This window comes from Micromonospora sp. KLBMP9576, assembly GCF_050941805.1.
Classification (GTDB): domain Bacteria; phylum Actinomycetota; class Actinomycetes; order Mycobacteriales; family Micromonosporaceae; genus Micromonospora.
The window spans coordinates 4,098,948-4,111,789 of record NZ_CP194567.1 but is presented as its reverse complement, the minus strand read 5'-3'; the positions used below and the strand labels follow the sequence as shown (position 1 = coordinate 4,111,789).

Here is a 12,842-nt window from a genome sequence, read left to right as displayed (position 1 = left end):
CCGCTGCTGTTTCTCGACGTGGACGGAACGATCCTGCCGTTCGCCGGCGCCGCTGCGCAGTTGGACGACGAAGCCAACCCGCTGCTGGCCGGGCTCAGCCCCGCACACGGCCGCCGCCTGGCCCTGTTGTCTTGCGACCTCGTCTGGGCCACGACCTGGATGGCCGACGCGAACGAGGTGCTCGCGCCACGGCTCGGCCTGCCTCAGCTCCCCGTCGTCGACTGGCCGGACGAAGACGACGACTACGGTCGGCTGCACTGGAAGACACGCCACCACGTCGAGTGGGCCGCGGGGCGCCGGTTCGTCTGGGTCGACGACGAGATCACCGACGCAGACCGGACATGGGTGGCGGACAACTACACCTCGCCCGCGCTCCTGCATCGTGTCGACCCACGCCGTGGCCTCACCGACGCGGACTACAGCGCCATCGCGGAATGGCTGATGAAGGATGGCTCTATGACCATCGGCAACGGCGGCTCGGTCAACTCGTCGGAGGTCCGGCAGACGAGGTGCGGGTCGTGCCCTCGATGGACCGCGTGTAGCGGGGCCGGGCTGTCACTCGGCGCCCACAGCGGTGATGAGCACCAGGATGGAAGCCACAATCTCGATGATGCCGACGTGCTTCGGTGCCATCCGGTATCGGGGAAGCAGGGCCGAGCGAATCAGCAAGAGCACAAAAACGGCCCCGGTCGGGATGCTGAGGAAGGCCGCGATACCAAGCGCGAGGACGTGGTAGATCACCGATGCCCACTGGTACGGGGCCTTTCCGCGCTCACGGATCATGGTCTTGACGTAGAGGACCGTTCCGGCGAAGTACAGCAGGACAGCGGTGAACGCTGACGTGACGTGGCTGACGCTGACGCCGGCGATGGTCGCCGCGACGAAGACCATGAGGCAGCTCTGGACGACGGAGGCCAGGTCGTTGAGCAACGCACGGTCTTGGCGCCGCCGCGCGTAGAGGACGTTGAGGGCCAGCAGTAGCGCGTAGGCGGGGGCGTAGACCAGGAGTGCTGGTCGGATGACCACGACGAGCAGACCAAGTGCGGCGGTGGTCGGCCCGTACAGCAGCAGTTGCGGCTTGAAGCGGGACAGCCGACGGGTCTTGATGGCCTGCAAGACGTAGTAGGACAGCAGGTAGCCGGCGATCCAAACACCGAGCAGTGGCAGGTGCGTCCAGCGGAATCCCGTGACCAGGACCGCCGCGGACCAGGGGACGAGGAGCATGGCCCAGGCGCCGTGCTGCGGTGGAACGAACTGTCGTACCGTCTTGCGGCGGGTCGGCGGCCTGCGGGCGTCGGCAGTGATGTTCTCGGTTCTCATCCGGCGGTTCACCTGACCTGGATGGTGCCGCGGGCGCCGCGTTCGGCGTCGACCATGACGTGGCTGACGAACGGGTAGTGGCCTGGTGCGGGCAGGACCGTCTCGACGAATCCGCCGGCTGCCGGCGTGAGATCGAGCACCTGCGCGGCCCCGGGATCGGTGGGGCGTAGGTGCCATCGGCCTTCCCGGTAGAGGGTGTCGAAGTGGGCGCCGACGATGTGGAACGCGCTGGTGCGGTTGGGGCCGGCATTGAGCACCCAGATGCGCACGCGCTGGCCGGGGCGGGCGGTGAGCGGGCGGTGGGCGTACTGGGCGACATAGCCGTTGAACGCGACGGCGTCGGGTCTTTCGGCCTGCATCTTGGCGAGGTCGCCGGGTTCGCCGTCGGGGCCGAGATACAGCTCGGACTGGACGAGGACGTATTCGCGGTCCACGGCGGGCAGGTCGGGTGGGTCGATGATGACGGCGCCGTACATGCCGTTGCCGATGTGGTGCAGCATGGGCATGGTCGAGCAGTGGTACATCCAGATGCCGGCCTTGGCGGCAGTGAATTTGTAGGTGAGCCGTTGTCCGGGGTCGATCGGTCGCATGGGTTCGTCGGGGGCGAGTGCGCCGGCGTGGAAGTCGACGCCGTGATCGATGCTGCCGTCGTTGATGAGGGTGATCTCGAAGGTGTCGCCGACGCGCCCGCGCAGCACCGGGCCGGGGGTTGTGCCGTTGAAGGTCCACATCTTCTGTCGTACGCCGGGGGCGACTTCGCGCTGTACCTCCTGCACCCGCAGGTCGAGGCGGTGCAGCCGGCCGGTGGGCCGTACCGGTGCGGTCGCGTCGTGGGCGACGAAGCCGGCCGCCGGTGTGGCCATCGCGTCGATGGTCGGGGCGGTCGTTACCGGCGCGGCCGGGTGATCGTGACCGGCGGCCCCGGCCTGACCCGCGGCTGCCGCCTGCCCGGCGGTGCCAGTGACGGTGATGGTCAGCCGCATGCCGGCCTGGCGGTGGCCGGGTAGTGAGCACCAGCCCTCGACGGTGCCGTCGATGACGTCGACGTCCAGGCGGGCGGTCTCGCCGCTCGCCAGGATGGGGGATTTCGGGCCGGTGGCCAGCACGAGGTCGTGGCGGCGCCGGTCCTTGTTGGTCAGCTCGATGGTCAGCCGGTCGCCGACGGGGACGGTGATGCTGCTCGGGTGGTAGCGCATGCCGTCGGCGGTGACCTTCACGGTGGTGGTGTGCCCGTTCCATGCGACGCCGGACGTCCCGGAGGCGATCGCGGGCTGGGAGGTGGTGATGCGTTGGGCTGCCGCCCCGAGCAGCACGGCGACCAGGACGAGCGCGAGGCCGGCCGCGATGCCGCCCAGCGGGCGGGCCGGGGCGGTGGTCGGCGGGGACGGGAGGGGTGGTGATGTCACGGTCGTCTCCGAGCGAGCAGGATGCGGACGGCGGGGATGAGGAACTGCACCAGTGCGGCGAGGATCAGCAGTGAGACGGTGATCCGCACGTACGGCGGCGCGGGTAGGACGAAGACGGCCAGCGCGGCGTTGGCCATGGCCACCCTTTGGGCCCAGTGCCGGTCCAGTCGCTCGGTGCGTTCCCGCACGACGGCCGGGCCGCCGCCCAGGGCCATCGGCAGAAGGTACGCCATCGCCCCGAGCAGGGTCTGCGCGACGAAGCCGACCAGCAGCGGGACCAGCACGACGCTGAAGCGGTCGGCCGCCGCGGTCGCGCCGGGAGTGGACAGCAACGTCCATGCGTCGACGCCGAGGGCGATGAGCAGCCAGCCGCCGGCGGCGGCGATGGACCAGCCGGGAAACGAGGCCGGTGTCTTGCGGCGGGCGGTCTGCACGGCCGGGCGGACGATGAGCACGACGGCGGCGGCGACCAGTGCCAGCCCGCCGGCGGCCAGCGGCGGCCACCAGGCCAGCACTGCGATGCCGAGCACCGCGAGCCCAGCAACCGCGACCGGCAGCGCGCGGCGAGCGGCGGCGGTGGCGCCGTCGGCCATCCGGGTGCGCAGGATCGTGGGCCACAGGGTGAGCAGCGTGCCGAGCACGGTCAGCGTCACCCAGCCGAGCAGGTTGACGTGGGCGTGGAACAGCAGCAGCCGCGGCCGGCTGTGGTCGTCGGCGACGAGCATCCAGGCGCCGACCGGGACACCGATCAACAACGCCACCGCCGCGGCGACGTAATAGTGCACGGTGATCGTGAACCGGGCCGGTAGCGCCGCTCTCAGCCGGGCCGCCAGCCATGCCAGGTGTGCGGCGATCGCGGCGAACACCAGCCCGGCTCCGACGACGCCCAACCACGGCCGGTCGGTCGTGCCGCCGGCGAGAACACCGACGACGCCCACGTTGAGCAGCCCGAGCCGGAGGGCCTCGCCGCGCCGGCCGACCGGCGGCGGCGCGCGCAGCACCGCGGCGGTGAAATGGGCGCTCCAGACGACGATGGCGTTGGTGACGGCGCCGAGCAGCAGCAGGTGGATGGCCAACCACCGCCAGGTCGGCAGGAACGGGTGGACCAGTGCGACGGCGACCAGCGCCGCCAGGTATGCCAGCGGCAGCATGCCGGCGCGGCGGTGCCAACGGGCTCGACCGGTGCGCCGGGCACCGCTGTCGGACGGCTGCACGCCGCTGCCGACGGTGGCCTTCATGACCCGGCCACCACGGCGGCCGGTCGACCCGGCCCGCCGGCCCGCCTCATTGCCGTCAGGGTCCGCTGCCACCGTGACACGGTGACAGCGCACGCGGCGAAGGCGAGCACCGCGACGACGTTGCCGATGCCGGCCCAGCGCCATACGTGCCGCAGGCCAGCCGCGTCGCCCAGGCCGATGCGTACCAGCAGCGACGCGTGCAGCAGGGCCAGTGGGGCGTACATCAGCCGGTGGTAGGGCAGTGGCCGGCGCAGAACGGCGGGCAGGATCACCGGGGCGTGCACGAAGATCATGGACATGGTGAAGCCGAGGAAGACCGCGTGCAGCGTGGCGTCATAGCGGGGACCGTCCATGGTGGGACCGGCGCCTGCCCACAGCAGGCCGGCCAGCGCCAGCCATCCGTAGCCGGCCAGCAGACCTGCGGCGATGTAGCGGGGTAGGCCTTTCGCTCGTACGGTGTGCCGGGCGACGTCGAAAACGGCCAGCCAGGCCGTGACCGCGAGCAGTCCGGCGCCGAACAGGTGCGCCCCGATCGCGGGCCACAGGGTGGTGGCGGTGGCGCCCACCAGAATGGCGGCCAGAGCGGCCAGGAACCACCGCTCGGCGTGCCGGTCGCGCAACGCGACGTGTGCGAGTTCGAGGCGTTCGCCGGCGATGGTGGCCACCACGAACGCCGCCATCCACGGCACGATCTCCGCGACCGAATACCCGGCGAGCCACAGCAGCGTCGCCGCGTACCAGCCGAACGCACCGCAGATCTGGGCGAGCAACGCGATGCTGGGCTGGCGATGCCACAAGGCCCGGTAGATGCCGAGCAGCACCACCGACGCCGCCATGAGCAGCGTCATGCTGGCCAGGTTTGCCCCGGTCGTCACCAGTACCAGTCCGCCGGCACCGGAACACGCTGGGGCCAGTAGCGCCCAACGGGCACCGAGCGCGACGGCGCGTTCCAGGGCGATCAGGGTGCCGACGAAGCCGAACACCATCAGCGGCCCGTGCACCTGCTCCACCGCCCCTGCTGGCGCCGGCACCGCGGCGCCCAGCAGCAGCAAGCCGGTGTATAGACCAACCAACAGCGCGAGGGCTGCGGCGGCCAGGGCGGGCACCCGCCACCGGACCGGTACCCCCGCCGAGCGGCTCACGACGGCCTTCGCGCCGCTGGGCGTACCGGTGCCGGCAGGCGCACGACGCACGCTGCCGGCGCTCCGAAGGGCTCCAGCACCACGGAGTCATCCGATATGCCGTCGCGCTCGAGGATTCCGCGCACAACGCCGAGATGGAGCCCGCACATGGCGTCAGGATTCTGGCCCACGAGTTCCAGGAACGGACAGGTGTGCAGGTGCACCTGCACAGCGCCCGTGGTGTCGGGCGGCTGGCGGCGAGGGCTGAAGCCGAGCCCGTCCAGCACGGTGATCACCGAATCGACCGGGTTGCCGCGATCGGTACCGGCCGTCGCGAGATGCCGGCCCCATCCCTGGCCCACCTGCGCCGCGGCTTCGCGGACGTCGCCACCGCCGCCGGACAGATGTTGCAGCAATGCGGCAGCCAGAGCCCGGTACGGCGCCGGCGCCGGGTCTGCCGCCGCTGCCCGGTACCGCCACGCGGGCCGGCCGGGCTGCCCGCCGCTGGCCCGTGCCTTCACCAGGAGCGCGGCTGCGGTGAGCCGGTCCAGGTGGGCGCGGGTGGTGGACAGGTGCTGCCCGGTCCGGGCCGCGACCTCGGCTGCCGTGACGCCGGTCCCGGCCGCCCGCACCAGCCGCAGGATCGTCACCCGGCTGCTCGAACCCAGCGCCCGGTGACGTGGCGTGTCGATCGTCTCGCCGCTGGGGCCCGTCCGCGGTGTTTCCATGGTGGTTGACGTTATAACGCCAATCGGCGTCAAAACCCCTGGGAGGGTTCCATGTCACAGTCCGGCTTGCGCGGGGCAGGTGGTGGGGGAACGGCTGCAGGAGGGCCCGGATGCCCGGCAGGTCCGCCTGCGACGGCAGCCCAGGGCCGTAAGTCCCGCACCAGCGTCCAGCACCCGGCGGCCGGCGGGATGGTGATTCAGCCGGTTCGGGACTTTGGTCCCGGTGGTGGGGGACCACGGCACCTGAACTTGGTAGGCACGCCGGGGGCAATCTTGCGGAGTGCCGAGCCACCGCCTGGCACCGATGGCTCGCCGGCCGTCGCCGAGCGACGCAGGAGAGCGCCGTGTCAGCACACCGCACACCCGACGCCCCAGGGGCCCCCGCGACGGACCAGGTTCCCGGCGCCGCGCCGCTCCTGGCGACTCGCCGCTTCCTGACCCGCGAGACGGTCGGTGACCACGGCCGCACCCTGCACCAGGTGGACGGCAACAGCTGGGAGTCGTTCTACCGGGATCGGTGGCGCTACGACCGGGTGGTCCGCTCGACCCACGGGGTGAACTGCACCGGGTCCTGTTCCTGGAACGTGTTCGTCAAGGACGGCCTGATCACCTGGGAGCACCAGGCGACCGACTACCCGACGACCGGTCCCGACTCACCGGACTACGAGCCGCGGGGCTGCCCGCGTGGTGCGTCCTTCTCCTGGTACGAGTACTCGCCGTCGCGGGTGCGGCACCCGTACGTGCGCGGTGTGCTGGCTGAGATGTTCCGGGAGGCGCGGCAGCGGCTGGACGACCCGGTGCTCGCGTGGGCCGAGATCGTCGAGACGCCGCTGAAGGCGCAGGCGTACAAGGCGCAGCGTGGCCGCGGCGGTTTCGTGCGGGCGAGCTGGGACGAGGCGATCGAGATGATGGCGGCCGCACACGTCTACACCACCAAGACGTACGGCCCGGACCGGGTCGTCGGGTTCTCGCCGATCCCGGCGATGTCGATGGCCTCGTTCGCGGCCGGCACCCGCTATCACGCGCTGCTCGGCGGCACTCTGCTGAGCTTCTACGACTGGTACGCCGACCTGCCGATCGCGTCCCCGCAGATCTGGGGCGACCAGACCGACGTGCCCGAGGCCGGCGACTGGTGGAACGCCACCTATCTGATGATGTGGGGCTCGAACATCCCGGTGACCCGCACCCCGGACGCGCACTTCCTGGCGGAGGCCCGCTACAAGGGCACGAAGGTCGTCGCGGTCAGCCCCGACTACGCCGACAACGTCAAGTTCGCCGACGACTGGCTGGCGCCGCACCCGGGCACCGACGGTGCGTTGGCGATGGCGATGGGCCATGTCGTGCTGGCCGAGTTCTTCCGCGACCGGCAGGTGCCCTACTTCGCGGAGTACGTCCGCAAGTTCACCGACCTGCCGTTCCTGGTCACGTTGCGCAACGCCGGCGACGCATGGGTGGCCGACCGGTTCCTCACCGCCGCGGACCTCGGCGAGAACGACGGCGAGCACAAGACGGTCCTGATCGACGAGCGGACCGGCGAGCCGGTGGTGCCGAACGGGTCGCTGGGTTTCCGCTACGGCGAACCCGGAAGCTGGAACCTCGACCTCGGTGACGTCGTCCCCGCGGTCGGCCTCGACACCGCCGGGGAGACTGTCGAGATCGACCTGGCCCGCTTCGACGTGGGTGAGACCGAGGGTGGCACCACGATCCGCCGCGGCGTGCCGATCCGCTGGATCGCCGGTCAGGCTGTCACCACCGTTTTCGACCTGCTGATGGCTCAGTACGGCGTGCGCCGCGGGGACCTGCCGGGCCAGTGGCCGACCGGCTACGACGACGCCGAGTCGCCGAACACCCCGGCCTGGCAGGAGCGCATCACCGGTGTGCCGGCCACCCTCGCAGCCCGCATCGGCCGGGAGTTCGCCCGCAACGCCGAACGTAGCCGGGGCCGCTCGATGATCGTGCTGGGTGCCGGCGCGAACCAGTGGTTCCACTCCGACATGACCTACCGGGCGTTCATCTCGCTGGTCACGCTGACCGGCTGCCAGGGCGTCAACGGCGGCGGCTGGGCGCACTACGTCGGACAGGAGAAGGCCCGCCCGCTCACCGGTCAGCAGCACATGTCGTTCGCGTTCGACTGGCAGCGGCCGATGCGGCATCAGGCGAGCACCCCGTTCTGGTACCTGCACACCGATCAGTGGCGCTACGAGCGGATCCCGGCCGACGAACTGTCGTCGCCGCTGGGCACCGGCCGGTTCGCCGGCATGGCCTTCGCCGACACGGTCGCCGCCGCGCAGCGGATGGGCTGGAGCCCGGGGCACCCCTTCTTCAATCGCAACCCCCTGGACCTGACCGACGAGGCTGCCGCGGCCGGCGTCCCGGTGGCCGAGCACATCGTGGCCTCACTCAAGGACGGGACGCTCAAGCCGGTCGCTGAGGACCCGGACGATCCGGCGAACTTCCCGCGCTGCCTGACCCTGTGGCGGGCGAACCTGCTCGGCTCCTCGGGCAAGGGCAACGAGTACTTCATGCGCCACCTGCTCGGCGTCGAAGGCACCGCCACCGCCGACGAGTGCGACCCGGACCACCGGCCGCGCGACGTGGCCTGGCGCGACGACGCGCCGATCGGCAAGCTCGACCTGCTCACCACGTTGGACTTCCGGATGACCAACACCGGCCTGCACTCCGATCTGGTTCTGCCGGCCGCGACCTGGTACGAGAAGGACGACATCTCCACCACCGACATGCACCCCTTCGTGCACGCCTTCAGCCCGGCGGTGGAGCCGCCCGGCGACGTGCACACCGACTACGACACGTTTCTCGAACTGGCCGACAAGGTCAGCGAGCTCGCCGCCGACCACCTCGGTGTCCGCCACGACGTGCTGGCCGCACCGCTGCAGCACGACACCCCGGACGAGCTGGCGACGCCCAGCGGCCGGGTACGGGACTGGAAGTTCGGCGAGTGTGAGCCGGTGCCGGGTCGCACCATGCCGAAGCTGGTGGAGATCGAGCGGGACTACACGCTCATCGGCAAGAAGATGCGCACGGTGGGCCCGCTGCTGGACAAGATCGGCACCACGACGAAGGCGATCACCGTCGACGTCAACGCGGAGATCGAGTACCTGCGCCACCAGAACGGTGTCATCGACGGCCGGCCATCGCTGGAGACCGCCGACCGGATGTGCGAGGCGATCCTCGCGCTGTCCGGCACCACCAACGGGCGGGTCGCCGCGGCAGGCTTCGCCGACCTCGAGAAGCGAACCGGGCAACAGTTCACGGACCTGATCGCCGGTCACGAGGACGACCGGATCACGTACTCGCAGACGCAGGACGCGCCGCAGCCGGTGTTCACCAGCCCGGAGTGGTCCGGCTCCGAGAAGGGCGGCCGCCGCTACTCGCCGTTCACGATCAACGTGGAGCGGCTCAAGCCGTGGCACACCATCACCGGGCGGCAGCACTTCTTCATCGAGCACGACTGGGTGGCCGAGTTGGGCGAGCAGCTGCCGGGCTTCCGGCCGCCGCTGAACATGGCCCGACACTTCGGCAAGCCGGGAGAGGCGGTCGACGGGGGAGTGACGGTACGGTTCCTGACCCCGCACGCGAAGTGGTCGATCCACTCGATGTACCACGACAACGAGCTGATGCTCGCACTGTCCCGGGGCGGACCGGTGATCTGGATTAGCGTCCAGGACGCCGCCAAGATCGGCGTCCGCGACAACGACTGGATCGAGGCGCACAACCGCAACGGCGTCGTCGTCGCCCGCGCCGTGGTCAGCCACCGCATGCCCGAGGGCACCGTCTTCCAGTACCACTCACCCGAGCGCACGGTGAACGTGCCGAAGGCGGAGCGGAGCAAGCGGCGCGGCGGCTACCACAACTCGATGACCCGGCTACTGATCAAGCCCACCCATCTGGCCGGTGGGCACGCCCAGCTCACGTACGCCTTCAACTACTACGGCCCGATCGGCAGCCAGCGCGACGAGATCACCGTGATCCGTCGTCGCACGCAGGAAGTGGAGTACTGATGCGGATCCGCGCGCAGGTCGCCATGGTCATGAACCTCGACAAGTGCATCGGTTGCCACACCTGCTCGGTGACGTGCAAGCAGACCTGGACCAACCGGGAAGGCACCGAGTACGTCTGGTTCAACAATGTCGAGACCAAACCCGGCATCGGCTACCCGAAACACTACGAGGACCAGGACCGCTGGCACGGCGGCTGGATCCTGGACGCCAAAGGCCGGCTCACGTTGCGCTCCGGCGGCCGGATCAAGCGGCTCAGCCGGATCTTCGCCAACCCGGACCTGCCGAGCATCGACGACTACTACGAGCCGGCCACCTTCGACAAGGACGTCCTGGTGAACGCCCCGGGCGGTCTGAAGGACACCCCGGTCCAGCGGCCCTACTCGGCGCTGACCGGTGAGCCGATGGCCGTGACCTGGGGTGCCAACTGGGAGGACTCGCTGGGCGGAGCGCACGAGCGCGCCGACGGCGATCCGAACCTGGGCAAGATGCCCGCCGCGGCCGCCGAGAAGGTCAAGTTCGAGTTCGAGAAGACCTTCATGTTCCACCTGCCGCGCATCTGCGAGCACTGCCTCAACCCCGCCTGCGTGTCGGCCTGCCCGTCCGGGGCCATGTACAAGCGCGAGGAGGACGGCATCGTCCTGGTCGACCAGGACAAGTGCCGCGGCTGGCGGATGTGCGTGTCGGCCTGCCCCTACAAGAAGGTCTACGTCAACCACGCCACCGGCAAGGCCGAGAAATGCACGTTCTGCTTTCCGCGCATCGAGGCCGGCCAACCGACCATCTGCTCCGAGACCTGCGTCGGTCGCCTGCGCTACCTGGGCATCGTCCTGTACGACGAGGACGCCGTCCTTGCCGCCGCCTCGGTCACCGACGAGCACGACCTGCTCGACGCCCAGCGCGCTGTCTTCCTCGACCCGCACGATCCGGTTGTCGAGCGGGCCGCCCGCGACGCCGGCCTGCCGGACGAGTGGATCGAGGCGGCCAAACTCTCCCCGATCCGCAAGCTGATCACCGAGTACCGGATCGCGCTGCCGCTGCACCCGGAATACCGCACGCTGCCCATGGTCTGGTACGTGCCGCCGCTGTCACCGGTCCTGGACGCGGTCGGCGCGGCCGGACGTGACGACTCCGACGCGGACGACGTCTTCCACACCATCCGTGAGCTGCGCATCCCGGTCGAATACCTGGCCGAATTGTTCACCGCGGGCGACGCCGACGCGGTCGCCGGGGTGCTGATGAAGCTCGCCGGCATGCGCTCCTACATGCGGACCCGCACCCTCGACGGCACCGTCGCCCAAGACCTGCTGGACAGCCTCGGCATGACCGCCGAGCAGGTCGAAGCCATGTACCGGCTGCTGGCGATCGCCAAGTACGAGGAGCGGTACGTCATCCCGGCCGCACACGCCAAGGACGCCGCCGCGCTGGAGGCACAGGCCGCCGGGCACGACGGATGCGCCCTGGACTCCGAAGGCGGACCCGGCATGACCGACGACTTCCACCTGACCGAGGGCGAACGCACCGGGCTCTTCCGCCGCACCGACGGCCGGCGAGGACTGGCCCTCAACCCGCTGCGCGGCCGCTCATGACCACCACTACGCCGGCCGACCGGGCCCGGATCTTCCAGTTGACGTCCCTGCTGCTCACCTACCCCGACAGCGAGCTGCTGAACGCGGGCGGGCAGTTGCGCGCAGCCGCCGCCGGCATCGAACACCCGACGGCGCGGGGTCAGATCACCGAGTTTCTGGACCGGCTGCTGGCCAGGACAGCGATCGAAGCCCAGCGCGAGTACGTGCAGACCTTCGACCTGCGTCGCCGCTCCGGCCTCTACCTCACCTACTACCTGCACGGCGACACCCGCAAGCGCGGGATGGCGCTGCTCGTGCTCAAACAGCGCTACCGCGCACACGGGCTGCGGCTCACTGACGGCGAACTGCCCGACCTGCTGCCGGTGGTCCTCGAGTTCGCCGCCACGGTCGGACCGGGCGCCGGAGAAGCGCCGTTGCGCCAACACCGTCAGGGTCTCGAACTGCTCCGCGCGGCCCTGACCGAATCGGGCACGCCCTACCGGTTGCTGCTCGACGCCGTCTGCTCGTCGCTGCCCGAACTCACCGACGACGACCGGGCCGCCATCACCGCCCTGGCCTTCGACGGGCCGCCGGTGGAGACCGTCGGCCTGGACAGCATCGGCGCAGGGCCCGACCTGCACGACACCCACCTCGCCCCGTACCCCGCCTGTTCCGCCGCGGAGGCCTCCCGATGAAAACCCTGCTCTGGGTCGCACTGCCCTACGCGTGCCTCGCCGTGTTCGTCGTCGGGCACGTCTGGCGCTGGCGGCACGACCAGTTCGGCTGGACCACCCACACCAGCCAACTGCTGGAGAACCGGTTGCTGCGCCTCGGCTCGCCGCTGTTCCACCTCGGCGCGCTCGGCGTCATCGGCGGCCACGTCATGGGCCTGCTCATCCCCGCGTCGTTCACCGGGTGGCTCGGTGTGTCCGAACACGTCTACCACCTGGTCGCGGTCACCGGCGGTACGGTCACCGGTGTCATGCTGGTCGCTGGCCTTGCGTTGCTGATCGCCCGCCGCCTCGTCAACGGCCGCATCCGACGCGTCACCACGACCATGGACAAGGTCCTGTACGCCTGCCTGACCGCCATGGTGGTGCTCGGCATGACGGCCACGGTAAGCAACCTGCTCGGCGGCGGATACGACTACCGCGAAACCATCGCCGTCTGGTTCCGCGGCGTCTTCTGGTTCCAGCCCCGCACCGAGCTGATGACCTCCGCCCCGCTGGTCTACCAGCTGCACGCCATCGGCGGCTTCCTCTTCCTCGCCCTGTGGCCGTTCACCAGGCTGGTGCACGTCTGGTCCGCGCCGTTGGCGTACCTCTGGCGGCCCTACGTCGTCTACCGCGCCCGCCGCAACCCCACGCCGGCACCGCAGCCCGCGCCGGCCGTGGTCCGCGACGCCGACCGGCCGCCGGCATCCTCGTCGTCCAGACGGTAGCGAA

The 12,842-nt window shown here is 70.4% G+C and carries 9 protein-coding genes and 1 pseudogene; 5 read left to right on the top strand and 5 right to left on the bottom strand.

The window, feature by feature from the left end:
• Positions 1 to 3 precede the first annotated feature (3 nt).
• Positions 4 to 447, top strand: a pseudogene (locus ACQ452_RS17950) (HAD domain-containing protein); the annotation flags it as partial.
• Between the two features lie 108 nt (positions 448 to 555).
• On the opposite strand, the gene ACQ452_RS17945 reads toward ACQ452_RS17950, so the two are convergent.
• The 5 genes from ACQ452_RS17945 to ACQ452_RS17925 are packed head-to-tail and all read right to left on the bottom strand — an operon-like array spanning position 556 to position 5,813.
• Positions 556 to 1,320, bottom strand: a complete 765-nt coding sequence (locus ACQ452_RS17945) for a YwiC-like family protein (RefSeq protein ID WP_433386096.1) — start codon at positions 1,318 to 1,320, stop codon at positions 556 to 558.
• Positions 1,321 to 1,328: 8 nt separating this feature from the next.
• On the bottom strand, positions 1,329 to 2,726 hold the full coding sequence (locus ACQ452_RS17940) for a multicopper oxidase domain-containing protein (RefSeq protein WP_433386093.1): 1,398 nt from the start codon (positions 2,724 to 2,726) through the stop codon (positions 1,329 to 1,331).
• A complete protein-coding gene (locus ACQ452_RS17935; protein ID WP_433386090.1) occupies positions 2,723 to 3,964 on the bottom strand; it encodes a hypothetical protein in 1,242 nt (413 codons plus the stop codon). The genes ACQ452_RS17940 and ACQ452_RS17935 overlap by 4 nt, the downstream gene beginning before the upstream one ends.
• Positions 3,961 to 5,157 carry a hypothetical protein gene (locus ACQ452_RS17930; RefSeq protein ID WP_433386087.1) on the bottom strand — a complete coding sequence of 399 codons (1,197 nt, stop codon included), beginning with the start codon at positions 5,155 to 5,157 and terminating at the stop codon, positions 3,961 to 3,963. The genes ACQ452_RS17935 and ACQ452_RS17930 overlap by 4 nt, the downstream gene beginning before the upstream one ends.
• Complete coding sequence (locus tag ACQ452_RS17925) at positions 5,103 to 5,813, bottom strand: helix-turn-helix transcriptional regulator (protein ID WP_433386084.1); 711 nt, start codon at positions 5,811 to 5,813, stop codon at positions 5,103 to 5,105. Before ACQ452_RS17925 ends, ACQ452_RS17930 begins: the two co-directional genes overlap by 55 nt.
• A 344-nt stretch (positions 5,814 to 6,157) precedes the next feature.
• Here ACQ452_RS17925 and ACQ452_RS17920 point away from each other — a divergent pair, with 344 nt between their 5' ends.
• From ACQ452_RS17920 to narI, 4 genes are read left to right on the top strand one after another with little or no spacing between them, the layout of a single operon-like run.
• Positions 6,158 to 9,832 carry a nitrate reductase subunit alpha gene (locus ACQ452_RS17920; RefSeq protein ID WP_433386081.1) on the top strand — a complete coding sequence of 1,225 codons (3,675 nt, stop codon included), beginning with the start codon at positions 6,158 to 6,160 and terminating at the stop codon, positions 9,830 to 9,832.
• Entirely contained in the window at positions 9,832 to 11,418 is a 1,587-nt protein-coding gene (gene narH, locus ACQ452_RS17915; RefSeq protein ID WP_433386078.1) for a nitrate reductase subunit beta, read from the top strand. Before ACQ452_RS17920 ends, narH begins: the two co-directional genes overlap by 1 nt.
• Positions 11,415 to 12,092 (top strand): nitrate reductase molybdenum cofactor assembly chaperone, encoded by a 678-nt coding sequence (narJ, locus tag ACQ452_RS17910; RefSeq protein WP_433386075.1) that lies wholly within the window; start codon positions 11,415 to 11,417, stop codon positions 12,090 to 12,092. Before narH ends, narJ begins: the two co-directional genes overlap by 4 nt.
• Complete coding sequence (gene narI / locus ACQ452_RS17905; protein WP_433386072.1) at positions 12,089 to 12,838, top strand: respiratory nitrate reductase subunit gamma; 750 nt, start codon at positions 12,089 to 12,091, stop codon at positions 12,836 to 12,838. Before narJ ends, narI begins: the two co-directional genes overlap by 4 nt.
• Positions 12,839 to 12,842 lie beyond the last annotated feature (4 nt).

What these genes read in the sequence shown, in the direction of transcription:
- ACQ452_RS17945 (WP_433386096.1), bottom strand. Translation starts at nt 1,320, where the DNA reads ATGAGAACCGAGAACATCACTGCCGACGCCCGCAGGCCGCCGACCCGC.
- ACQ452_RS17935 (WP_433386090.1), bottom strand. Translation starts at nt 3,964, where the DNA reads ATGAAGGCCACCGTCGGCAGCGGCGTGCAGCCGTCCGACAGCGGTGCC.
- ACQ452_RS17925 (WP_433386084.1), bottom strand. Translation starts at nt 5,813, where the DNA reads ATGGAAACACCGCGGACGGGCCCCAGCGGCGAGACGATCGACACGCCA.
- narH (WP_433386078.1), top strand. Translation starts at nt 9,832, where the DNA reads ATGCGGATCCGCGCGCAGGTCGCCATGGTCATGAACCTCGACAAGTGC.
- narJ (WP_433386075.1), top strand. Translation starts at nt 11,415, where the DNA reads ATGACCACCACTACGCCGGCCGACCGGGCCCGGATCTTCCAGTTGACG.
- narI (WP_433386072.1), top strand. Translation starts at nt 12,089, where the DNA reads ATGAAAACCCTGCTCTGGGTCGCACTGCCCTACGCGTGCCTCGCCGTG.